This is a genomic window from Xenorhabdus siamensis (assembly GCF_037996745.1).
Classification (GTDB): Bacteria; Pseudomonadota; Gammaproteobacteria; order Enterobacterales; family Enterobacteriaceae; genus Xenorhabdus; species Xenorhabdus indica.
The window spans coordinates 51,808-75,657 of sequence record NZ_JBBMXE010000011.1 but is presented as its reverse complement, the minus strand read 5'-3'; the positions used below and the strand labels follow the sequence as shown (position 1 = coordinate 75,657).

General features: G+C 40.3%; 25 protein-coding genes and 1 pseudogene. 15 read left to right on the top strand and 11 right to left on the bottom strand.

Annotated features, from left to right (window positions below; all coding sequences use genetic code 11):
* Nucleotides 1-31 precede the first annotated feature (31 nt).
* The 7 genes from AAC852_RS12105 (at nucleotide 32) to AAC852_RS20005 (ending at nucleotide 7,422) form a co-directional block, all read left to right on the top strand.
* Complete coding sequence (locus AAC852_RS12105; RefSeq protein WP_340621263.1) at nucleotides 32-835, top strand: outer membrane lipoprotein-sorting protein; 804 nt, start codon at nucleotides 32-34, stop codon at nucleotides 833-835.
* Between the two features lie 19 nt (nucleotides 836-854).
* On the top strand, nucleotides 855-2,084 hold the full coding sequence (locus AAC852_RS12100) for a hypothetical protein (protein ID WP_340621262.1): 1,230 nt from the start codon (nucleotides 855-857) through the stop codon (nucleotides 2,082-2,084).
* 20 nt (nucleotides 2,085-2,104) lie between these two features.
* On the top strand, nucleotides 2,105-3,784 hold the full coding sequence (locus tag AAC852_RS12095) for an amino acid adenylation domain-containing protein (RefSeq protein WP_340621261.1): 1,680 nt from the start codon (nucleotides 2,105-2,107) through the stop codon (nucleotides 3,782-3,784).
* 156 nt (nucleotides 3,785-3,940) lie between these two features.
* On the top strand, nucleotides 3,941-4,318 hold the full coding sequence (locus AAC852_RS12090) for a VOC family protein (protein WP_340621260.1): 378 nt from the start codon (nucleotides 3,941-3,943) through the stop codon (nucleotides 4,316-4,318).
* A 420-nt stretch (nucleotides 4,319-4,738) separates the two neighbouring features.
* Complete coding sequence (locus AAC852_RS12085) at nucleotides 4,739-6,046, top strand: cation:proton antiporter (RefSeq protein ID WP_340621259.1); 1,308 nt, start codon at nucleotides 4,739-4,741, stop codon at nucleotides 6,044-6,046.
* 405 nt (nucleotides 6,047-6,451) lie between these two features.
* On the top strand, nucleotides 6,452-7,186 hold the full coding sequence (locus tag AAC852_RS12080; RefSeq protein ID WP_422824294.1) for an IS110 family transposase: 735 nt from the start codon (nucleotides 6,452-6,454) through the stop codon (nucleotides 7,184-7,186).
* Complete coding sequence (locus AAC852_RS20005; protein WP_422824293.1) at nucleotides 7,084-7,422, top strand: transposase; 339 nt, start codon at nucleotides 7,084-7,086, stop codon at nucleotides 7,420-7,422. The genes AAC852_RS12080 and AAC852_RS20005 overlap by 103 nt, the downstream gene beginning before the upstream one ends.
* 27 nt (nucleotides 7,423-7,449) lie before the next feature.
* Here AAC852_RS20005 and AAC852_RS12075 read toward each other — a convergent pair.
* The 6 genes and pseudogenes from AAC852_RS12075 to rhtA all read right to left on the bottom strand — a co-directional run.
* Nucleotides 7,450-7,560 (bottom strand): annotated as a pseudogene (locus AAC852_RS12075) (IS110 family transposase); the annotation flags it as partial.
* 25 nt (nucleotides 7,561-7,585) lie between these two features.
* Nucleotides 7,586-7,798, bottom strand: a complete 213-nt coding sequence (locus tag AAC852_RS20000) for a hypothetical protein (RefSeq protein WP_422824292.1) — start codon at nucleotides 7,796-7,798, stop codon at nucleotides 7,586-7,588.
* A gap of 220 nt (nucleotides 7,799-8,018) precedes the next feature.
* Entirely contained in the window at nucleotides 8,019-8,342 is a 324-nt protein-coding gene (locus AAC852_RS12070) for an IS630 transposase-related protein (RefSeq protein WP_340621258.1), read from the bottom strand.
* A gap of 750 nt (nucleotides 8,343-9,092) precedes the next feature.
* A protein-coding gene (locus AAC852_RS12060) for an IS1 family transposase (RefSeq protein WP_340620646.1) occupies nucleotides 9,093-9,799 on the bottom strand; the annotation gives its coding sequence in 2 pieces (ribosomal slippage) (nucleotides 9,093-9,550 and nucleotides 9,550-9,799; 708 coding nt in all).
* Between the two features lie 188 nt (nucleotides 9,800-9,987).
* Entirely contained in the window at nucleotides 9,988-10,494 is a 507-nt protein-coding gene (gene dps / locus AAC852_RS12055; RefSeq protein ID WP_340621257.1) for a DNA starvation/stationary phase protection protein Dps, read from the bottom strand.
* 263 nt (nucleotides 10,495-10,757) lie between these two features.
* Nucleotides 10,758-11,648 carry a threonine/homoserine exporter RhtA gene (gene rhtA, locus AAC852_RS12050; RefSeq protein ID WP_340621256.1) on the bottom strand — a complete coding sequence of 297 codons (891 nt, stop codon included), beginning with the start codon at nucleotides 11,646-11,648 and terminating at the stop codon, nucleotides 10,758-10,760.
* Between the two features lie 145 nt (nucleotides 11,649-11,793).
* Between rhtA and AAC852_RS12045 the strand changes: the two genes are divergently transcribed.
* The 4 genes from AAC852_RS12045 to AAC852_RS12030 all read left to right on the top strand — a co-directional run bounded on the left by AAC852_RS12045 (nucleotide 11,794) and on the right by AAC852_RS12030 (nucleotide 14,787).
* Nucleotides 11,794-12,405: an LOG family protein gene (locus AAC852_RS12045; protein WP_340621255.1), complete on the top strand. Its 612-nt coding sequence runs from the start codon at nucleotides 11,794-11,796 to the stop codon at nucleotides 12,403-12,405.
* Between the two features lie 22 nt (nucleotides 12,406-12,427).
* Nucleotides 12,428-12,892: a GNAT family N-acetyltransferase gene (locus AAC852_RS12040; RefSeq protein ID WP_340621254.1), complete on the top strand. Its 465-nt coding sequence runs from the start codon at nucleotides 12,428-12,430 to the stop codon at nucleotides 12,890-12,892.
* 14 nt (nucleotides 12,893-12,906) lie between these two features.
* A complete protein-coding gene (locus AAC852_RS12035; RefSeq protein WP_340621253.1) occupies nucleotides 12,907-13,407 on the top strand; it encodes a GNAT family N-acetyltransferase in 501 nt (166 codons plus the stop codon).
* A gap of 162 nt (nucleotides 13,408-13,569) precedes the next feature.
* Complete coding sequence (locus AAC852_RS12030) at nucleotides 13,570-14,787, top strand: MFS transporter (protein ID WP_340621252.1); 1,218 nt, start codon at nucleotides 13,570-13,572, stop codon at nucleotides 14,785-14,787.
* A 104-nt stretch (nucleotides 14,788-14,891) separates the two neighbouring features.
* Here the strand turns inward: AAC852_RS12030 and AAC852_RS12025 are convergent, their stop codons facing one another.
* Nucleotides 14,892-15,509: a short chain dehydrogenase gene (locus tag AAC852_RS12025; RefSeq protein WP_340621251.1), complete on the bottom strand. Its 618-nt coding sequence runs from the start codon at nucleotides 15,507-15,509 to the stop codon at nucleotides 14,892-14,894.
* A gap of 52 nt (nucleotides 15,510-15,561) precedes the next feature.
* Nucleotides 15,562-15,903, bottom strand: coding sequence for a hypothetical protein (locus AAC852_RS12020; RefSeq protein WP_340621250.1), 342 nt, complete (start codon nucleotides 15,901-15,903; stop codon nucleotides 15,562-15,564).
* A gap of 137 nt (nucleotides 15,904-16,040) precedes the next feature.
* On the opposite strand from AAC852_RS12020, the gene AAC852_RS12015 reads away from it, so the two are divergent.
* Nucleotides 16,041-17,636, top strand: coding sequence for an ABC-F family ATPase (locus AAC852_RS12015; protein ID WP_340621249.1), 1,596 nt, complete (start codon nucleotides 16,041-16,043; stop codon nucleotides 17,634-17,636).
* Between the two features lie 43 nt (nucleotides 17,637-17,679).
* On the opposite strand, the gene moeB is transcribed toward AAC852_RS12015, so the two are convergent.
* Nucleotides 17,680-18,438: a molybdopterin-synthase adenylyltransferase MoeB gene (gene moeB, locus AAC852_RS12010; RefSeq protein WP_340621248.1), complete on the bottom strand. Its 759-nt coding sequence runs from the start codon at nucleotides 18,436-18,438 to the stop codon at nucleotides 17,680-17,682.
* 30 nt (nucleotides 18,439-18,468) lie between these two features.
* Complete coding sequence (moeA, locus tag AAC852_RS12005; RefSeq protein WP_340621247.1) at nucleotides 18,469-19,710, bottom strand: molybdopterin molybdotransferase MoeA; 1,242 nt, start codon at nucleotides 19,708-19,710, stop codon at nucleotides 18,469-18,471.
* A 181-nt stretch (nucleotides 19,711-19,891) separates the two neighbouring features.
* Between moeA and AAC852_RS12000 the strand changes: the two genes are divergently transcribed.
* The 3 genes from AAC852_RS12000 (at nucleotide 19,892) to yeiB (ending at nucleotide 23,093) form a co-directional block, all read left to right on the top strand.
* Nucleotides 19,892-21,070: a YbfB/YjiJ family MFS transporter gene (locus tag AAC852_RS12000; protein ID WP_340621246.1), complete on the top strand. Its 1,179-nt coding sequence runs from the start codon at nucleotides 19,892-19,894 to the stop codon at nucleotides 21,068-21,070.
* A 175-nt stretch (nucleotides 21,071-21,245) separates the two neighbouring features.
* Nucleotides 21,246-21,914 carry a GTP cyclohydrolase I FolE gene (gene folE, locus AAC852_RS11995; protein ID WP_340621245.1) on the top strand — a complete coding sequence of 223 codons (669 nt, stop codon included), beginning with the start codon at nucleotides 21,246-21,248 and terminating at the stop codon, nucleotides 21,912-21,914.
* Between the two features lie 60 nt (nucleotides 21,915-21,974).
* A complete protein-coding gene (gene yeiB, locus AAC852_RS11990) occupies nucleotides 21,975-23,093 on the top strand; it encodes a DUF418 domain-containing protein YeiB (RefSeq protein WP_340621244.1) in 1,119 nt (372 codons plus the stop codon).
* 34 nt (nucleotides 23,094-23,127) lie between these two features.
* Here the strand turns inward: yeiB and sanA are convergent, their stop codons facing one another.
* Nucleotides 23,128-23,850 carry an outer membrane permeability protein SanA gene (gene sanA / locus AAC852_RS11985; RefSeq protein WP_340621243.1) on the bottom strand — a complete coding sequence of 241 codons (723 nt, stop codon included), beginning with the start codon at nucleotides 23,848-23,850 and terminating at the stop codon, nucleotides 23,128-23,130.

Genomic DNA, 23,850 nt, shown 5'->3' with positions numbered 1-23,850 from the left:
AATAATTAAGCTTTTTTTAGGAGAAAATATAATGAAAAAATGCTTTGTCGGAATAAAAGGATTCTCGCTGGCCACTCTATTTATTTTAGGTTTGTTCAGTTTCCCCACCCAGGCTTCGGAAGAACGGGGAAAAGAAATTCTGCAAGAGGCTATCGCCAGAGATAATGGTTTCGGTGATACGATCACTGATCTCAAAATGACGCTACTAAATGCGGAAGGCCAGGAAAGTCATCGTTATTTAAAGATTAATACGCTGGAAGTGGCAGGGGATGGAGATAAATTATTAACTTTTTTTGAGCAACCCCGAGATATAAAAGGAACCGCCTTATTGGCCTTTACACATTTAGACCGGGATGATGAGCAATGGATATATTTGCCGGCGTCACGACGGGTAAAACGTATTTCTTCCAGCAATAAATCGGGATCTTTTATGGGAAGCGAATTTGCCTATGAAGATTTGGCTTCTGAAGAGATAGAGAAATACAAAATGTACAACTATCTGGGGGAAAAACCGTGTGGACAACAAACCTGCTTTATTGTTGAGAGAAAACCCGTTGATAAAGAATCAGGCTATGTCCGGCAAATCGTGTGGATAGACAAAGAGTTCTACCGGTTTATCAGAATTGATTATTACGACCGCCGTAATGCGATATTGAAAACAAGAACATTCGACGACTATCAACTTTATATGGATAAGTACTGGCGTTCTTTGAACGTTACGATGAAGAATCATCAATCGAACAAAATAACGAAATTATCTGTGAGAAATATCCAATTTCAGGCTGGCTTAACCGATCGGGATTTTGATATTGCTGCCTTGAAGAGAACGAGATAGTGCCCGGAGGTACATTTTGATGTGGTCAATAATAAGGATAAAGGGGCGCGTTATTTCACAGCTGATCAGTGCGTTGGCCATGTTCATTTGTTGGAATGTATCCGCAGGAAAACTCGATGTCTCTGTCGGATGGGAACAGCGGATTTTCTTTGAGAAGGGCTTATCAGATAAGCAGGAAAGGGAAAGCCATTCCTTTCAGGCAGGAGGCAAATACTTTACAGAGTGGGATGACGGTAAACAGCACGTTGTTATGGATGCGCTGTATCGAAAAGACTCCAGCAGCAATAACCGAGAACCTTTTGAGCCACGAGATTTATATTGGGGGTATATCCATAATTCGTGGGAACTTTATGCGGGTTTCAGGAAAGTATTTTGGGGCGTGACAGAATTTAATCACCCGGTAGATATCATTAATCAGTCAGATTTGGTCGATGATCCTTTTGGAAATGAAAAACTTGGTCAGCCAATGATTAATTTAACCAAAGTAAATGACTGGGGTATTTTTGATCTGTTTCTGCTTACCGGCTTCAGAGAGAGAACGTTTCCCGGTCACAAAGCAAGGTTACGTGCCGAATTAGATATTGACACGCGCAATACCGTTTATCAGTATGCGAATAAAAAATCAAAGCTGGACTTTGCTGTACGCAGCCATCATACATTCGGTAATGTTGATTTAGGATTATCCTACTTTAATGGCACTGAACGTACACCGGAGTTTGTTTTAAATAACCATCATCAATTGGTTCCCTATTATGGGCAAATTCAGCAGATTGGATTGGAATACCAATGGAACGTTAATAATTTGATTGTTAAATGGGAAGGGGCTTATCGGCAAAAAGACCCTCATTTTTCGAGAAGCCCTAAAACATCATTTTTAGTTTATTCGGGCGGTTTGGAATATACCCATTATGGGGTTTTGGGAAGCAGTGCTAATTTGACTTTTTTTCTTGAATATATGAAAGACACGCGTAATAAATTTTCAGATACGCCTTTTGAAAATGATGTTTTTGCCGGTGTTCAATTTTCTGCCAATGATGAACAGGACTCAGTTTTGTTTTTAGGTGTAACTCAGGATATGCACTACGGTTCCAGGGCATGGACATTTAATGGCAGTCGCCGACTGGGAGATAATTTCAAATTATCATTGAATGGCGCCATTTTTGAAAATTTAAATGCCGAAGAGCTGTTATATGGCTTCCGTAATGAAAGTTATATTGGAATGAAATTCATCTATTTCTTCGGTATCTAGCATTCATTAAAAGGTTAAAAATGGATAAAGAAAATTTTCTGAATATGTCTGAAAGACATCAACAGAAAGTATTATCGGAATTACTTGGTTTAAGTTCTGCTCGGAATGATTTTGAGGATCTGGATGAGCGATTAACCCAGCATGATTTGGATAATATTTCACTGATTTCATGGTTTGAATCAATCGCTGAACACCATGATGAAAAAACAGCATTGGTATTAAATCAGGAGAGAATGAGTTACGGTGATCTGAATAGGCGAGCAAATCAAGTTGCCCATTATTTAATTGAAAAAGCACCGGAAAGCAAATGTATAGGTATCTTTTTAGAACCCTCCTTTGAAATGGTGATCAGTATTATAGGGATATTAAAAGCGGGTTACGCCTATTTGCCAGTGGATATTAATAATGCGGATGAGAGAATAAAATCCATTCTTAATGATGCAAAACCGGATATTGTTATCACAAAGTGTTTATATCTGAAAACGTTATCTGATTTTTCGGTTGAGACTTTTTGTTTTGATAGTGATTATCCGGCACTTTTACCTTCATGGGCAGTGAATCCGGAGAAAGAGGTTAAAGGCATACAATGGGCTTATGTTATTTATACCTCGGGTTCAACAGGAGAACCCAAAGGCGTGCCAATCGCACATTACAATGCGGTTCATCTTTTTCGTGCGGCAGAGAAGCTGTTTGATTTCTCGGATAAAGATGTTTGGACCTGTTTCCACTCGATAGCATTTGATTTCTCCGTTTGGGAAATTTGGGGCGCGCTTTTGAAAGGAGGAACGCTGGTGTTGGTGCCTTATAATATCAGTCGGAATCCACCCAAGTTTTACGAATTATTGGTACGTGAAAAAGTCACGGTATTAAATCAAACACCAACGGCATTTAGGTTACTGATTCAAACGGATGATTATATGTCAAACAAAACAGAACCTCTTAGCCTGCGATACGTTATCTTTGGTGGAGAAATGTTGAATGTATCGAGCTTCCGTCAATGGATAGATAAGTATGGATATGAACAGCCTGCATTAATTAATATGTATGGCATTACAGAAACAACAGTGCATGTGACTTTTCATCAGGTACGACCCGATGATTTGGTCAGTAATATCAGTCCGATTGGATTGCCTTTACCCGGAATGATCATCCACTTATTAAATGAAGCCGGCCAGCCCGTAAAAGAAAATCAGGCTGGAGAAATGTATATTGCAGGTTTAGGCGTTTCCAATGGCTATTTAAATCGTCCGGAGTTAAGTCGTCAGAGATTCATTTCTAATACCTTTGAAAGATCATCTTCAAATTTATATCGCACTGGTGACCTTGCCCGATATAAGGAAAATGGAGAGCTATATTATCTTGGGCGTATCGATAATCAGATTCAAATTAGAGGTTTTCGGGTTGAATTGGGTGAAATTGAGTCCGCAATGCGAAAATTAAGTTTTGTAAAAGATGCTATTGCCACAACCTATCGACAGGACTCTAATGACTTAAAAATTGTTGTGTTATATCAATCTAACACCGCTGATAATATTCAGCATAAAGAGATCAGACAGTTATTAAAAAAATACCTTCCTGATTATATGCTGCCTGATTTTACAGCAAACGTTGTGGAATTTCCGATGAATAAAAACGGAAAGTTGGACTTAAATCAGATTGGATGGGGTAAAGATGACATAAATGACAATAGTGTAATTTAGACTTATAGTGATTATATCAATCAGATATTACATTAAGATTATCCCTGTTCTATTTTCATCATCAATTTATAGAGTGGAGTAATTAATTGCGGTTTTTGCTGGCCTCTAATAAAATAAATTTTGATATCTGTAAAAATAGAACATGGGGGAGTAAAAATGATTGGTTATATCACATTGGGTACGAATGATTTTTCCCGTGCAGCCGCATTCTACGATGAGCTGCTTGCCGAATTCGGTGCCCAGCGTGTCATGGAAACACCGGCTTTTATCGCCTGGGGCCCGAATTCTAACATGACGAATTTGTGCATTATTAAGCCCTTTGATGGCAATCCGGCAACGGTGAGTAATGGGGGAATGATCGCGCTCAATATTGACAGTCAGGAGAAGGTCGATAAAGTGTATAACAAAGCAATTGCTCTTGGAGCAACGGATGAAGGAAAACCGGGACCTCGTGGCGAGCATGGTTTTTATGCCGCCTATTTTAGAGATCTCGACGGTAATAAATTGAATGTCTTCTGTATGTTACAGGGATAATCTCTCTTACTAAGATGCACACAGGCAACTATAATAAAGTTGCCTGAGATAATTAACTTAAAAATAATTAATTATTATTTATCCTTAGTCATCATAATTGAAATATATTAAGACACTCCCCAATATACTTTTTTAATGGCTAAGTTAAGTTTATTAGGAAGAAAGAAATCTTTAATAAATATCAGAGATAATTGTATAGATAAATATTGATAACGATATAAATAATCTAAATGTGGCATGCATTTTTAATGCCAAATTAATTTTATTTATTAGGTGTGGCTCTGTTTATTAAAAAAGAGAGGCGAATAATTACAGTTACAAGCGCTGGCTGGGTTTCTATATGTCTTCAATAATGGTTTATTTATGAATGAATGGCCTTGGGTCTTTCATTTTATTTAACATTAAATGGAATTTATTGATATGAATGAAAAAAGTAATACACTCATTGACACATTGGTCAATGAGGGGGCGTCGGTTGTTCCTTCTTCAGCTGAAGATATTTTATTTAGATTGCTCTATCAGTTAATTATTATTTTTATTGTTACACGACTCTTTGTTTGGATTAGCCGCTCTTTTTTAGGGCAAACCGCCGTTGCAGGAGAAATATTAGCAGGTCTGGTTTTAGGACCAAGTGTGGCGGGCGCATTCTTTCCGGAACTGATGGGAAGTATTTTTCCAAAAGAAAGTTCAACGATTTTTATCGGTATTGCCCAGATTGGACTCATTTTATTAATGTTTGAAATAGGGCTTGAATTTAAATTCGGAGAGAAACTAAAGAAGAGTCGATTTTCGGTCGCTGTAATAAGCATTGCGGGTATTGTTTTGCCTTTTACGGTGGGTTTCTTTTCTGCTGAATGGATATGGAACTCGATTGCAGCGTCTCGTCCCGATAAAACAGCTTTCCAATTATTTTTTGCTTTAGCACTATCGATTACGGCTATTCCCGTGCTGGGAAGGATTTTTATGGAGCTGGGATTGGCTCACACGCGAACAGCCGCTTTAATCATCGGAGCCGCCGCAATTGATGATATCATCGGCTGGATATTGTTGGGCGCTATACTGACACTCTTTGTCTCCAATTATCAGTTTGATCAATTTATGTTTAACATGTTTGGCATAGTTATTTATATCATACTGATATTTTTGATTGTCAGACCACTTCTGCGTCGTTGGCTTTCTTCGAGGTTAAAAAAAGAAAAGCGGCTCAGTCATCCCGTTATGGCTTACATGATCATTATTCTGTTTTTATCTGCCTCTGTAACAAGTTACTTTGGGATCTTTGCTCTAATCGGTAGCTTTGTTATTGGTATCATATTACATGACAACAGAGAGTTTGTGGTACGCTGGAAAGAAAGCATTGGTAGCTTGGTTCATGTATTTTTTCTCCCTATATTTTTTACATACACAGGACTTCGTACAGACATTGGCAGCCTGAACGGCTCAGATGAATGGATGATATGTCTATTGATCTGTTTAGTGGCATTTGCGACAAAGTTTGGCGGAACCTACATTGCAAGTAGATTATTAGGTGAAAATCGTCGTATTGCGGCGACTATTGGTATTTCAATGAACACAAGAGCGCTAATGGAACTTATCGTTCTCAATATTGGTTATGATTTGGGAATTTTACCGCCTAATATTTTTACCATACTCGTTATTATGGCTATTTTGAGTACGTTTATTACAACGCCTCTGATCCGTTGGTTAATGGGGAAACAAAAAGTATAAGAAATTAAGCTGCGTTTTTTCTTTAAGTTTGAAACTAAAATGAGATATTACTACTGTAATATCATTCTATTTAACAAAATAATTGGTGTTAGGCTATTGTCTGAAGCCTATTATAAGCAACTATTTTTCACTTTAAACCGTGTGGAACGATTTGTCCCACGGTTTATTGTTGGTGCACCGAGAATGGCGGGTACTTGCACCAGATAAGCAACTTGTATGTTCGGTTTGCTTTTAAAATCGTTACATAGTGTAGTACCGGATGGCTGGATGACAGGAGCAACTTTGGCCATGAGCCAGTAAGACAGATTTTGCAGCAGCCATTCATCCTCAGTCTATCGAACAGTATCTCTGGCACCGGCTGTACGGGTAGCCCGCATTAACAAGGTTGATAACCGGAGGAGCTTTATGGAACAGGTTTATTATTGTGGTATTGATATCGCTAAAAACAAGTTTGATTACGCAATTCGCCTGAATAATGGGAAGTATAAAGATAAAGTATTCAAAAATGAACCTGAAGGATTTAACACTTTTATCAACTGGCTGGTTCATCATGGTTTCAATCATGTCCATATTTGTATGGAAGCGACGGGGATTTACTGGGAAGCGTTTGCTGAATATCTGGCAGATAAGGGTTTGACCGTCAGCGTTATTAATCCTGCGCAAATCAAAGCGTTCAGCATGTCTTTACTGGTCAGAAGCAAGACTGATCGGGGAGATGCCAGAGTGATCAGTGATTTTTGTTTCGAACGGAAACCGGCAGCATGGCTGGCGCCTTCTGTGTCGGAACAGAGACTACGGGCTCTGGTATTAAGACTGGAATCGTTGCAAAAGATGCGAACGCAGGAGAGCAACCGCCTCCATGTAGCGAAAGAGAATGTAACCAAAAACATTACAGACCATATCACATGGCTTAATCATGAAATCGAGATATTGCAGGGCGACATTCTGTTCCTGATTAACGGAAATGCAGAGATGAAACATCAGAAAAAACTCCTGGAAAGCATCCCACAGGGCTGGGTGTGCAAACTGCGGCTGTCTTGTTGTCTTTTGGTATTCATCCTGGTCGTTTTGTCAATGCGCGGCAGGCAGCTGCTTATGCGGGTGTTGATCCCCGACTTAATGAATCTGGCAGCAGTGTGAAGGGGCGACCGCGATTATCCAAAACGGGGCATGCATTTTTACGTAAATCTCTTTATATGCCAGCAATGACAACACTTTTTAGAACGGCGTGGGGAAAGCATTTTTATTCCCGTCTTACCGCTGCCGGAAAGGCACCAAAGTTGATAATCGGGGCAATGATGCGTAAGCTCATCCACGTTGCGTTTGGAGTTCTTAAAACAGAAAAAAGCTTCGATCAAAGCTTACATTGTGTTTGACAGGAAACACAGTATCTGTCTTTCACTTTAAACCGTGTGGAAAGATTCATCCCACGGTTTATTTGTTTTTATCATTGCATTAAGAATGACCAGTAATTTACGCATACAAGCAATGATGGCGACTTTATTTGGTTTGCCAGATCGATACCCACTGTTGTAATCTTCATGGTGGACGGCTCCCATTATTAACTGGCTGTGTTGAATACACTTCCATTTTGGCACACTGATGCCGCTTAAATGGGGCGTCCATCCCATTATTTCGTTTATGGAATGAGGCATTATCCATGACAATCACTGCACTACCTGGGAGCTTTGGCAGCAAATCTTGGGTCATCCATGCATGAAAAACATCCGCATTAATACTCCCTGCAAACAAGCTTAAGGTAACGAAGGTCTTTTTGATGATAGCACCAATGACATTAATGCGACCTTTGGCATGTCAGTCGTGTGTGCCGAAACAACGCAGCCCTTTCGCCGAATAACCGTGCGTACGTGGCATAGACTGCGCAAAACCGCTTTCATCCAGATAAACAATCGGTTTGCCCACGTGTTCATAGTGGCGGATACGCTCGACAAACGCCTGACGAGCCTGAGCGTCAGCTTTGGGGTGTTTTAGCGTTTTTTTTCTGGGTGATCCGAAGCCGTTTCAATGCGTAATGAATAGCAGACTGCGTGACCCCCAAGCGTTTTGCTCTTTCCCATTGATAGTCACCGGGGTAATTTTGTACATCAATGATGAGCACCTCATCACTGATTTTAGTGGGCGGTTTATCACGAGTCACACAAGGTTCTATCTTGTGACTCCACCGAAACAGGGTGCGAATAGAGATATCAAAGTGGGCACTCGTTTGTTCGAACGTCAACGAATGCTTGTCTTTGTATGCCAGTACTTTCTTTCGGAAATCTAAACTGTAACCCATCTGACTGCTCTGCCTTGTCATTAGAATTCAGATATTATGTCATATTGTTTTGATTCTGCTATATCTATTTATGGCAGCTGTCTAATCTGGAAAGTATCAATGCCGTTTTAATTCATCAGAGACTCTCTGCACAGGAACGCCTGAGTTAGTTGGATACAATCGGCATCACTCAGATGCGTTCCCTGATTGGCCAGCCCGAGGTCAAGCAGTTAGGAAAGGGTTCACAGCAGTTACCTGACCCTTCATCGACACAATAAAGAGATTTAAATTCCAGAGCTTAATGGGCAATTATTCGTTAAGTTCTGGAATAGGTGTGAATACAATTTAGAACCCGATTCACTAAATGGCGGCGGGTGATACAACTGTTGGCTCTACTTCTAATGCCTGAGTGTAGTGAAAAACACCACTCTAGTGATTCTCATAACCCCGTTTTTGCAAAAGAATTACGCAACATAGAGGGATTAAAATTTCAAACCGTAAGTTTTTGCACAAATGCTCCCGCTAGTCCAAGCGGGCGCTGGGCAAATCTAGCAAGACGTTTGCTTTCAAGTTTGCATCTTGCCTCACTGGTCGTTTGAAAGGCGCTACCATTGAGGTTTCGCAGAGCATGGAGTTTATGGATGAGCCGGTTGAGGGCAATGTTGAGTTCCTCGATGCTGACAAGCAGGCTTACACCCAGACCCATGACGAAATCTCGACACCGGCCATTGGCCCAGTCCTAGTTACTCAACATGGTCATGTTCCCAATGGTTAGATCGGTGATGAGATGTAGTATTCACGCTCAATGAACGTACCTATCACTTTGTCGTGCATTTCTTCGGATTTGGAATAACCTATTGTCTTTCTATTCAACCTCTTTATCCGGATACGAAGCGTAAGATTCGTTCTCTCGATACGTTGGGTAAATTTCTTTCCCGTGAGGTGTTTTTTCTTAGGCAGGTAATCGTAAACGGCATAATCATCTGTACAGTAAAACCGGATAGTAAAAGGAGATAGGAGTGCCAGCAGCTTTTTCAACGTCTTCCTGCTGCGATCCCCAAACACATGTGCCACTACCCGTTTCCTATTCGGCTCCCACGCATACCAGAGCCAGCGCTGATTTCTTTTATTACCGACAAATGACCACTGCTCGTCTATTTCACAGACAATATGAATTTCACTGCCCGAAAGCGGCAGCGTAGTTACTTGTCTTGGCGTGAGTTTTTTAATGTGCGAATGACCGTGTTAATACCGACTTTCAGAACCCGAGCCGTGTCCCTGACACCAGCGTTATTCATGGACATATCAATAATTCGTTCTTTCATGCCGGGGTGGCAGGCTTGGTAGGTATAGTTCAGTTGGAAGGTTTTACGGCAAGCATAACAGTGATAGCGGGGGTGCCCAGTACGCCCTTTTCCATGCCCTTTAACCTCGTCTGTTTTATGACAGTAACGACAAACCACATCAACTTTAGCCATATCTCACCCAGAATAAAAAGTAAGGAGTTTATCACAATATCTAACCATTGGGAGCATAACCAGTATTTCTTATTGAGATCAGCCAGGTAGAAAAAGGTTCAAAAAAATCCCTCGATTCAATCGAGGGATTTGTGTAGAAGAGACAGGTCGTAGCGGCCTCAATATCATGAAAGGATACTCTCACTATATTATTGCTCAATATTTGCTTCAATAAACCATAAAAATTTGTCGAGATCACGGGAAGCGGCGGTGAACATATCTGCTGTATCTTCATCTTTTGCATCAACAATAGCCTGACGGATATCATTGGCAACGATGGCATAACGATCTGCCAATGCTTTTAAGTGATCTTGTACATCATGAATATCTGTTGGATAACTTTCTAACCGAGTCCCTTTATGAACATCCTGAGTTGTTCCCAGAGCAGTGCCGCCTAACTGCACTACACGTTCTGCAAAAGTATCGAGATGCTCAACAAGTGTGGTACGGAAATCATCCAGCATTTGATGAATAGCAATAAAGTTTTTGCCGCGTATATTCCAGTGAGCTTGTTTGGTCATCAGGGACAAGTCAATAAATTGGATCACCATATGGTTCAGGGTAGAAATAGAACTTTGCTTAATACCCTCATTAATATTATTACGGGTATAAATCAGCTTAGAGGGATTTTTTCTGATAAATTTTGCTGTACTCATCGTAATGCTTCCTTAATTTAAACTTATACCTATTGTCTTTCAGGTTACAGCCCCGCTGGCTGTATGTTGAAATCCAAAAGGCATAATGAATTATCTTATTGCGTATATTAAAAGTAGCTGATCATTTATCAGAAGTCATATTGCTTTATTCTATCAAATTGATAGTTGATAAAAATATCATTAATCAATAATGGTAATAATCAAAACCGGATAATATTAAGTTTGTCCGGCCTTGATGAGTTATGTAATATGATTAAAGCAGTTTATTCAACCTTTTCAATTTTGGTTTTCTGTTTCATGGTGGAAGTAGAACCAATTGAGGCACAGATAATGCATAAAAGGGCGAGCCATTGCGTCGTAGTTAAGTGCTCGTTCAGGAAAATGATACCTGACAAGGCACCTAATGCAGGTTCCAGACTCATTAAAGTACCAAATGTTTTGGCAGGTAAGCGGGTAAGCGCAATCATTTCCAGTGTATAGGGAAATGCAGTCGATAAAATGGCGATCCCTAAAGCAACGGGCAACAATGAAACATCAAACAGGAGTTCGGGGCCGGTTTGAATTAACCCTACGGGAAAGAAAATCAAGGCAGCAATTAATGAACCAATTGAAACTGTTGCAGCACCATAGCCCGCACCAGCACGTTGACCGAAGATAATATAGAGCGCCCAAAAAAAACCGGCTCCTAATGCATACAAAATACCTATAGGATCAAGTGTGCTGACATCGTCCCCGATAGGTAACAGAAACCCTAATCCGGCAATGACCAAAGCGATCCAGAGAAAATCCAGTGGACGACGTGAGGAAAACATGGCAACAGCAAGAGGACCAGTAAATTCAAGCGCAACGGCGATACCAAGAGGAATTCTGGAAAGTGCCATGTAAAACAAATAGTTCATTCCACCGAGTGAAATACCGTAGGCAAGAAGAGGAATGATTGATGACCGCTGAAATTTCAAACGCCAGGGCTTAAAGATCAGGAATAAAATCACTGTTCCCAGTGCGAGTCTCAGAGCTGTAACACCAGGTGCACCAATGACATGAAATATTGTTTTGGCTAATGATGCACCAGTTTGAATTGATATCATTGAAAACAATAATAAAATGATAGGAAGCAGAGGAAAAGATGCCGCCCGATGTTTGGAAAGAGACATTTGCAGAAAACCTCAATGACAACATGTTGTTTAGGAGTGTTATCTTCGCAGCGAAATAATCAGAACTCAACTGTATTATGTGTTGTATGTTTATTAAGCTAACGTATAATCAGAAATTAAAAAAATAATAATGTGGAGTTTAGACATGAAAGAGACTGTATTGAAAAGTTCATCAAAAAAAAATGAGGCAATAAAGAGCATTGCGGTTTATTGTGGTTCAAGTTTGGGAGCATCTGGAATTTATCAACAGAATGCCATTATTTTTGCAAAAGAGCTTGTTAAACGAGGTATTACTTTGGTGTATGGTGGTGCCAGTGTAGGAATTATGGGAACAGTTGCAGATACAGTATTACATGAAGGAGGTAAAGTTATTGGTGTAATTCCAGCATTGCTGGAAGAACGTGAAATTTCTCATAAGAATTTATCCGAACTTCATATTGTGGAAACCATGCATCAGCGTAAAAATAAAATGATTGAACTTGCTGATGGTTTTGTTGCATTGCCTGGTGGTTTTGGTACATTAGAAGAATTTAGTGAAGTCTTTACATGGAGTATGATTGGCCTTAATAGTAAACCATGTGGTATTCTGAATATTAATAATTTTTATGATCCTTTGATCTCTATGATTAATAAAATGGCGGACGAGCGGTTTTTGCAGGAAAAATATCGCAATATGGCAATTATTGAGAAAAATCCTACGGTATTACTTGACCGTTTTGATCACTATGTAGTGCCTTCAATAAAAACTTACAATTAATTCTGATGTTAGGAGTGCAGGCATGATAATAAGAACAGCCTCTATGCAGGATCTTGATGCTATTTCATCACTCTACAATATATTATTCAGTGAAATGGCTGCATTGCAGCCAGACCGATTGAGAGGGGTGGAGCAGGATAGAGAATTTATTATTTCCAGCATAAATGATGATAAATTCTATTTATTAGTTGCAGAAGATGATAATGGCGATATTAAAGGCTTTTGCATTGCACAAGAAAATAAGACACCGCCATTTAACTGTCTGATACCGCGAAATTATGCCTATATTATTGATTTAGTTGTCAGTCAGGATGTCAGAAGTCAGGGTATTGGTCAGCAATTATTAGCAGAAATGAAAAGGTGGGCGAAGGAAAATAACTATACCCATTTGGAACTCAATGTTTTATCAAAAAATGTTGCAGCAACGAAACTTTATGAAAGGGAAGGCTATAAAGAAATTAGCAAATTAATGGCTATTACATTGTGATTTGGGGAAATCAGTTGCAAATTTTGCTAGTTGAAGTGGATGAAGATAATTATCGAGATGTTATGTCTCTTGAAGTTGAAGTAGGGCAAGAAAAATTCGTTGCGTCGAATGCGGAGTCAATTGCTGAATCAAAATTCAACCAATATTGCAGGACAAGAGTAATATATTTTGGTAGAAAAATTGTCGGTTTCGTTATGTACGAACGTTGTGTAAATGAAGGAAGACCAAATGAATATAATCTTTATCGCATGATGATCGACAAATCGTATCAAAATAAGGGAATAGGTAGTGTTGCTATGCAATTATTGCTGGATGAAATGAAACAACAAACAGATTGTCATAAACTATCTGTTTGTTATGATGAAACAAGTGAGCGACACCGAAAATTCTACCAGCGTTTTGGTTTTACCGAAGTGGGTTATTGTGATGAGTATGAGGAAATGTTAGCGGAGCTCATTGTAAAAAAGGAAGTTGAGTTACTCATCAAAGAGAAAAAATATTTCCCATATGATTAACATTGTTAACAAATGTTATAGGTAAATGAATAATTCTGGAGCTTGCTAAAAGAATGTTTGTCTGCCAGAATTTAAAATAAATATGGCAGTAAGTTTATTTGGTGTATCCTCAATCTCGTTAAATCAAAATATGATAAACCTCCAAACTTCTGTGGTGAAATAATGAAAATAGGGAAACACTTTAGTAATAGTTTTATTATTAAATTACTATTGTTTATTATGATTGCTGGTTTGGGTTTGAGAGTGCCAATATCTTATATCCCACCGATGTCACAGGAAATCATCGACGATTTAAAAATAAGTCATTCTACGTTCGGGTTGATAACATCGCTGTCACCCTTATGTTTTTTTCTATTTTCTCCCTTAACTCCTTATTTTGAAAGTAAAATAGGTTTATATAAAACCTTATTGATGACATTTATTGTTGCTATTGCTGCTTATCTTTTAAGGTTAAATAGCTCTTTGGTATTACTGTTGACTTCTACAGTAATGTTTGGGTTTGCCATTGCATTGGGAAATATTGCATTACCTTCATTTTTTAAGAGCTTGGGGAGTAACAGGGTCGCTCTTTTATCATCATCTTATACGGCTTCTCTGTATTTGGGGCCAGCAATGGCAACGGGCCTCACTTTACCTGTTAAGCATATTTTCGGGCTTTCCTGGAACGGAGTATCATGGATTTGGATCTTAATCCCGATATTTTCATTGTTCTTGATTTTATTATTTTCTGATAAAAAATCTCAGTCCTCAGGCAGTAGCCCGCATTCCCCTAGTAATTATGATGATAAACCGGATAAGGTTATTAACCCGTGGGGAAGTATTCCATGTTGGGTTATGGCTGTTTATTTTTCTATTTTATCGCTTAATTTTTATATCATTACTGCCTGGTTCCCCGAAATTATCAGTTCTTATGGTTTAGACCAAACTGAGGCAGCATCCTACGCAGCACTGTTCTCATTGATTGCAATACCTTTTGCAACACTAACGGCATTTTATATTTATAAGATAAAAAGACAGGAAATAATGTTCATCATTAACCCAATTATTGGTATGTTGGGTATTGTACTATTCGTTTATGGTCAGAAGAGCCTAATTCCTGTTGCCGTTATGATCATGGGAATCGGTGCGGGCATTTGTACAGGAGTTGCATTCTTACTGCCGTTGTTGCGTTTCAATCATACCGCCAATGTTACAAGAGCAAACTCAATGATACAGTCAATTGGCTATTTGATTGCGTTTTGTGGCCCGGTTGTTTCTGGTTATATTCATGATGTAACTTCCTCATGGAGTATCGTTATGTGGATGCTTTTCATTATTCTAGGGATACAGGGGATTTTGGGGATAGTAATTGGAAAAAATGAGAAGCTTGATGCTAAATAGTATCGATTATTAGCGGTTATAAAAACCGCTAATAATATACTTTATGGATTTTTCAAATACAGACAACGAAACTGCAATTTGAAAGACGACAGATAGAGAAGAGTTTATATTTCAATAACCATTCCTGTTTCTTTACCGTAAATACTACGTATATAACCTTTAGCTATTTGTTCTCCTGTACAAGTTTCCTGTCCGGGGAAGAATCTGGCATAACTGGTAAATGATTCATCCAGTAATCTTGGGCTAACTACGTTAATTCGGATATTGGTGATTTCAGTTGCTGCCGAGCGGACAAAAGCATCGATAGCACCATTGGTTACAGCCGTTTGTGAACCATTAGGCGACATTATTTTACCGACAATACCGGATGTTAAAGTGATTGAGCCACCGGGTTTAACGTATTGCAAGGCACGGAGTGCAACGTTGATTTGACCCAGTGCTTTATTCCTGAGACTTTCCTCATAGTCACTCAGCTTTTCTGGTTTCGTCCAGTGGGTTTTACCGAATGCACAGACAATAGCTTCAAACATTTTATTTTTAGATAAAAAACGATCTAATTGTTGAGTATCGAAAATATCAAGCAGATATTCAGATGAATTACGGCTGGCTTGAAGAATTTCAAGATCTGTAGGGTTATCAATCAGTAATGGATGATATTTTTTGATATTACTGATAATGTGCTTTCCTATATTTCCTGTTGCTCCTATTACTAATATTTTCATATTGATGGCTCCGTAATTTAATTAGATTAGATCATGCCGGATAGAATAATGATTATTTGGTTTTAGGGTGTAGTTCAGCTCTATATTCTTTTAGAACTTTATCAATAACCCAACTGGTTCGTGAAGCAGATATGCCATTAGAAGAGCAGATATCTTCTCCCTGTAATTGATGCACTATTGTCTGGATTAATGGCATTTGAATGTGTGTGGGATTTTCAAAATGGAACTGGTGCAGTGTATTGTTTTCATCGTAATATGAAATTGGGGAATCACCGAATGTTGCAAAGGTTATTTTGCCTTTTGTACCAACGATTTCTACTTTATCTTCACGAGAGCTGGCAACAAAATTCCAGATACCCACTCTCTGAACCTGATTTTCAAACATAAATGACATTGAAACACAATCTTTTTGAAATGACTGTTTGAAGTAGCGATAGAAGCATACTGGCGATACTTTTTGCTTGTTGTGGCATAATAGATAACTAACGATTTTTCTAAATTCCTTTTTTATTCACTATAAGAGCAAACGTTGTGTTAAGTACAAACAACATTACTATGCAGTTTGGCAGTAAGCCTCTATTTGAAAACATTTCTGTCAAATTTGGTAACGGTAACCGCTATGGCCTGATTGGTGCCAACGGAGCGGGTAAATCAACTTTTATGAAAATCTTGGGGGGAGATCTAACACCGACCTCCGGCAATGTCAGTCTTGATCCGAATGAACGCTTAGGTAAATTGCGTCAGGATCAGTTTGCCTTTGAAGAATACACTGTATTGGATACAGTCATCATGGGGCATACGGAATTGTGGCAAGTGAAGCAGGAACGTGACCGTATCTATGCCATGGCAGAAATGAGCGAAGAAGATGGTTATCGTGTTGCTGATCTGGAAGTCGCTTATGGTGAAATGGATGGTTACAGCGCGGAAGCACGTGCCGGAGAATTATTGCTTGGCGTTGGTATTCCGGTAGAACAGCATTATGGTTTGATGAGTGCAGTTGCACCGGGTTGGAAATTACGTGTTTTGCTGGCACAGGCGCTATTTTCTAATCCTGATGTTTTGCTGCTTGATGAACCAACCAACAACCTGGATATCGATACTATCCGTTGGTTGGAACAAGTACTGAACGAGCGCGATAGTACGATGATTATCATTTCCCATGACCGCCATTTCCTGAACACAGTGTGTACTCATATGGCTGATCTGGATTATGGTCAATTGCGTCTGTTCCCCGGCAATTACGATGAATACATGGTGGCAGCCACTCAGGCACGTGAACGTTTGCTGGCAGACAATGCCAAGAAAAAAGCCCAGATTGCTGAATTACAGGCATTTGTCAGCCGTTTTAGTGCTAATGCTTCTAAATCTAAGCAGGCCACTTCACGTGCCCGTCAGATTGATAAAATTCAGCTAGAAGAAGTAAAAGCTTCCAGTCGCCAGAATCCATATATCCGCTTTGAACAGGAGAAAAAACTGTTCCGTAATGCGCTGGAATTAGAAGGTCTGACTAAAGGTTATGACAATGGGGTACTGTTTAAGAATCTGAACTTGCTGATAGAAGTTGGCGAAAAAATGGCGGTGATTGGTGAGAACGGTATCGGTAAAACAACATTGCTGAAGACTTTGATTGGTGAAGCTGAACCAAACAGCGGTACGATTAAATGGTCTGAAAATAGCGCTATTGGCTATTATGCACAGGATCACGCCAGTGATTTTGATGGTGACCTGACTGTATTTGAATGGATGAGTCAGTGGAAGCGTGAAGGTGATGATGAGCAGGCAGTACGTAGCGTGCTGGGACGTTTACTGTTCACTCAGGATGATATCAGGAAAAAAGTCGGCGTATTGTCTGGTGGAGAAAAAGGTCGGATGTTGTTTGGCAAGCTAATGATGCATAAACCAAATATTCTGGTGATGGATGAGCCAACCAACCATCTGGATATGGAATCTATTGAATCACTAAACCTTGCGTTGGAACTTTATCAAGGCACGTTGATTTTTGTGTCTCATGACCGCGCATTTGTCAGCTCATTGGCCAGCCGTATTCTGGAAATTAAAGCCGATAAGGTCATTGATTTTAAAGGTACTTATGATGAGTATCTAAGAAGTCAGGGGATTGTTGAGTAACTCCCCCTTTTTTTCAGGCCCCGTAGATTAACAACGGGGCCAGTTACTCGCTGTGCTGGCATACCTCACACCAGAGATCTTTAAGCAATCTTATCTCACGAAATTGCATTGTCATCGCATCGAACAATAATACTTTGCCTCTGGCCACTTCACCGTATTGAGTCAGCAATTTAATCGCTTCCATTGCCTGCAACGAACCAATTATGCCTACGAGTGGTGCCATTACACCTGTTTCAACACAAGTCAGGTTATTTTCACCGAATAACCGGCTCAGGCAGCGGTAGCAAGGTTCTCCTGTTTGATAGGTAAAAACTGATAATTGTCCTTCCATGCGAATAGCCGCACCGGAAACTAATGCTGTTTTATGCTCATAGCATAATCGGTTGAGTTGCTCACGAATTGCAACATTATCTGTGCAATCCAGCACAATATCATGCTGACTAATTAGCTGGTCTAAGGCTAAGTCATCCAATAATCCTGCAATGGGATGGATAGCAATGTGAGGATTGATTTCCTGTAGTGTTAGTGCTGCTGAATGCACTTTAGCCATCCCAATGCGTTCATCACGGTGAAGGATCTGACGTTGTAAATTAGAGAGGGAAACGGTATCAAAATCTAATAGAGTGATTGCTCCAACACCTGCTGATGTTAAATATTGAGCGGCTGCGCAACCTAGGCCACCCAAACCGACTATCATCACCTTGGATAATTTCAATTTTTCTTGTCCGTCAAAATCAAAGTGACGCAGAACAATCTGCCGGTTGTAGCGTAGAATTTCTTCATCGGTGAGTTCGATAGTCATTTTCTCAGTTAATCACTGGTTTTCACTTAGTTATTGATTTCTTAGCAAATGGTTGAAAAATTCGATCTGTACGGTTTCTCCAGTCGCAACGGAACCTCGTTCCCGCTCCAGTACGATAAAGCAATTGCCGAGGCTATATGAACTGAAAATATGTGAACCTTGATGCCCGGTGCTTCGAACTTCTAACTCACTTTGCTCATTGAGTGCAGCGATCCCACGCTGGAAATCCAGCCTGCCTGGGGATTTTTTCAAAGCTGTCATAACCTTGGCGTTGAGCCTCATTGGTGGTTGCCATGCGGTAAAACCCGATAAATGTGCAATCAAAGGTTGTACTAATTGGTAGAAAGTCAGCACAGCGGATACCGGATTACCCGGTAAACCACAGAACCACGCATTTTTTAGTTTACCAAAAGCAAAAGGTTTACCGGGTTTAATCGCCAATGTCCAGAAGCCAATTTCACCCATTTCATCCAAAATTTGTTTAGTGTAATCAGCTTCACCAACGGAAACTCCGCCACTACTGATAACTAAATCTGCGAGTTCATTAGCTTGTACAAAAGTATGATGCAGAGCGTCAGGATCATCAGGAATGACACCGAAATCAATAACGTCACAGTCCAATTTTTCCAGCATCAGACGAACAGCAAAACGGTTGGTATCATAAATTTGCCCTGCCTGCAATGGATTACCAATGGCTTGTAGCTCATCACCGGTAGAAAAAACTGCAACTTTTAATTTGCGGATCACATCAACTTTCGCAATTCCCAGAGAAGCAAGCAGGGGTAATTGTGCGGTAGCGAGTTTCATACCCTGTGGCAGGACTACTGCATTTTGGGTGATATCTTCGCCGATGGTACGAATATTTTGTCCCTGATGGACAGGATACGTAAAGCGAACGCCTGATTCAGTAACTTCTGCCTGCTCTTGCATAACGACAGCATCAGTGCCTACGGGGATTGGGGCGCCCGTCATAATACGAATGCAAGTACCTAAAGGCCATTCCCCTTGAAATGGTATACCAGCCAGTACTTTTCCTGCTACAGGTAAAACTTGAGTATTGTTCAGATCAGTAAAGCGAATAGCATAGCCATCCATTGCTGAGTTATCAAAAGGGGGAACATTAATTGGTGAGATAATATCTGTAGCAGTAATACGGCCTGCTGATTGTGTCAGATTAATTGTTTCTGTTTCGGTAAGAGGAGCAGTTTGTGTTAATAGCTTTTTCAGCGCCTGTTCGAGTGAAATTAAACCTGAAGTATAACAATGATCCATGTAAGCTCCCAATGTGCGGCAAGTGGCATGGATGCATTATGGCAAATATCCTTTTAATGGGGAATTGCTAGTGCTCAATAGGTATGATTAGTGACTAAGAAAAGATGTATATTACATTCATGATTTGCTATAACTAAATAATGGCAATTAAAACAATTGATTAAATAAATACTTAATCACTATGAGCAATCAAATCATCACACCAAGCAGCCGTAACTATCAAGCTATTCAGATTGCATTGAGCGGTTTTCTCGCTTTAGTTGTTGCAATGGGAATAGGACGCTTTACTTTTACTCCACAAGTTCCATTGATGATTGCAGAATCACAATTCACTCTGACAGAAGCAGGAATTGTAGCTGCGTTTAATTACCTTGGCTATTTTGCTGGCTCTTATGATGCAATGCGGGCACGGCAATTTATAGAATATCGTCTGTGGGGCGGGCTGTGGGGAGCGGTAATTATTACACTTCTGTCAGCCTTGCTGGATGGCCCGGTATTACACAGTATTGCCCGCTTTTTTATTGGTTGGGCGAGTGGTTGGACGTTGGTATTAGTGGCAGCATGGGCGAATGATGCACTGGCGAAACTGAATCGTCCGGGGCTAAGTGCGGCTGTCTTTGCAGGCACTGGAATTGGAATTTTGATCAGTGGCGCACTCGCAGTGGGGATTCAGTCGTGGGGAATGAATGCTGCTCAGGCATGGTTTATTTATGGCATTCTGGCCTTGTTGTGCAGTATTTATGCTAGTCGTCATTTACCGCGTCGTGGCGAATTACATCTCCCACAGGCAGTTATCCAAAAACTGACGTTGACACCAGAAATTAAACGGTTGCTATGGAGTTACAGTCTGGCGGGATTTGGCTATATTCTGCCTGCCACATTCCTTTCTCAAATGGCTGCTGAACGTTTTCCTGGCAGCTTATTTGCGCAATTTGTCTGGCCGATATTTGGAGGCGCTTCTGTCATTGGTATTGTACTGGGGATTCTGTTAAGTCATGTATCGACAGCTCAGGTTCGTTTAACGATCACACTCTGGCTTCAGGCACTTGGAATATTGATAGCCGAAGTAATACCGGGGATCAGCGGCCTTGTCATTGGGGCATTGTTGATTGGCGGTGGTTTTATGTGTGTGGTGCAACTGGCTTTGTTGTATGGGCGTGAATTAGCACCTAATCATACTCATTATATGGCGGGATTATTGACCACAGGTTATGCTGTGGGGCAATTGGTCGGGCCGATGTTGTCTGCTATTTCAACATGGCTGACTGGTAAACTGGAACCTGCTTTATATATCGCATTTATTGGCTTGGTTATTGCCGGATTGTTGGTATTTAATCGCAACAGAATTTGTCGGGAATAATCCTGATTTGGTGCATTGATGCAGTGACGGTATAGTTATGAACCTAACCCAATGGATTTCAATATGTGCTGATAAAAATGCGGTTTGAAAGACGACGGGCGACGGGTGTAACTATTCAATATTCGGTATAGCTATAACCCATCATATAATGGAAGTATTACTCTTGGAGAAATTAATGTCATCTTTAAGTACAGAAGCTGCGCTGGTGCATTCGGCACTGGTCGCTCATGGTCTTGAAACCCCATTGCGTGAACAAAATTTAGAGCCTGAAGTGCGTAAGGCACGCATTGAGGAACATATGACAGAAATTATGAAACTGTTAAACCTGGATTTGAGAGATGACAGCTTGGTTGATACGCCAGGTCGTATTGCGAAAATGTATGTAGATGAAATATTTTCGGGTTTGGACTACAGAAATTTTCCGAAAATCACTTTGATACAAAATAAAATGAAAGTTGATGAGATGGTGACGGTGAGAGATATCACACTGACCAGTACCTGTGAACATCATTTTGTAACTATCGATGGAAAGGCCACCGTAGCTTATATTCCTAAAGATAAAGTTATTGGATTATCAAAAATTAACCGTATTGTGCAATTTTTTGCGCAACGCCCCCAGGTGCAGGAACGTTTGACACAGCAGATTTTAATTGCACTACAAACTTTGCTTGGGACAAATAATGTTGCCATCTCTATTGATGCTGTTCATTATTGCGTGAAAGCCCGTGGTATTCGCGATGCAACCAGTACCACAACAACGACTTCTCTTGGCGGTTTATTTAAGTCCAGTCAGAATACACGACAGGAATTTTTGCGAGCCGTTCGCCACTTACACTTATCGTGATCTATCTTTATTATCATGACAAGTCGTCAGTTAAATAGTGGAGTAACGAGCCATAGGATTGTGGCTCTTGATAGTGTGCGTGGTTTCGCCATTTTAGGCATATTATTACTGAATATCTCTAGTTTTGCGTTGCCATATGCTGCTTATATGAATCTCTTTTATAAAGAGGATGTCTCATTTTCTGATGTATTAACATGGTCTGCCTTGAGTACTTTTGCTCAGGGAAAATTTTTATTTATTTTAACGCTACTGTTTGGTGCGTCACTTGAGTTATTGAGGCAACGAGAGCATAACTGGAATCTTTGCAGGCTGTTGATTCTGGCTGTTATTGGTTTATTGCACGGGATTTTACTGTGGGATGGCGATATCTTGCTGTCATATGGTTTGGCCGGTATTTTTGCGTTGCATTTGATCAATACCCGTCACAATCTGTTTGGCCAGGGGATTGTTTTTTACCTGTTCGGTTTGATGATGTTTTATCTGTTGGGATTATTTCCAGTGGAAGAAAATAGTACTTTCTGGCGTCCATTAGAACAGGATATTTTTCATGAAGTTTACTGGAAAACCCATGGTGGGCTATTGGCGATAGAGCATCGTATGCATCAGGTCAGTGGGGCAATGATAGTGACTGCGGTACAGTATGGCTGGCAAATGGTTGGGACAATGCTTTGTGGAGCAAAGTTAGTACGTAATGGATGGTTGAAAGGAACATACAGTAGTTACCATTATCGTCGGATGGCGTTGTGGCTGTTTGTCGTTGGTTTGGTGATCCACTCTGTTGCTCTGTTAGTTCAGTATTTATATCCGTACAGTTATTTTGCCGCCTTGACTGTTCGTCATACCACCGCTGAATTAGCGACGCCATTCCTGGCGTTGGCTTATGTGGCACTGATTTATGGATTCTGGCCGGTTATTTCCCGTTATCGAGTTATTTTCTGGTTCCAGCAGGTTGGCAGAATGCCGTTAACCTGTTATTTAATGCAAACTTTGATTTGTACCGTACTTTTTTATCATTGGGCGCTATTTAATCAGTTCACCCGTTTGGAATTGTTAATATTTGTTCCTTTCGTCTGGGGATGTAATGTTGGGTTCGCCTGCTGGTGGTTGAAATATCATCAAAAAGGACCTGTTGAAACACTTTGGCAGAGTCTGTCTGGAAAATTGGTAGAAAGATTTTAAACCGTGCGGAGCCTATTGTTTGAAAAATAGGCTCTTATTTATTGGGCTGTTTTTTCTCCAGTTCCTGTAATTCTTTTGGTGATACGGCAGGGTAGCCCTCAATTCCGCCAGGAGCGACCTGCTGGATAGGAATTGGTGTCAGAGGACCCAGAAAACGCGGCTCACGCTTCAAAATATAAAGATCAGCTAAAGCGCCGAGGCGAGCAAACACTTCTCGCATACGTACAGTCATCATATTTTTGGGGGAAGACACCGCATAACATTGTGCTTCTATTCCCATGTGCATTGCAATGAACAGAGCGCGTTCACAATGGAAACGCTGGGTGATGATAGTAAAGTCATTGGTATCAAACACTTTGCGGGTTCTGACAATCGAATCTAATGTGCGAAAGCCAGCAAAATCCATCACAATTTTTGAGGCAGGGATCCCAGCCTTGATTAAGTCTTTTCGCATTGTATTTGGTTCATTATAGCTGTGTTGGGCATTATCTCCGCTCAGCAGCAGGTATTTTACTTTCCCGCTGTTATAAGCGTTAACAGCACCTTGAATTCGATAGAAATAATATTGGTTATACACACCAGTTTTATAATATTTGGATGTACCCAATACCATACCAACTTCCCGTTCAGGTAACTGTCTAAGATCATCAAAAACATAGGGAGCGGTTTTCCAGCTGATCCAGCGATCAAGCATAATAGCTGATAGCATAAAAACAGCTATTATGAAAATCAGACTGGTAATCAGGCGCTTCCACAT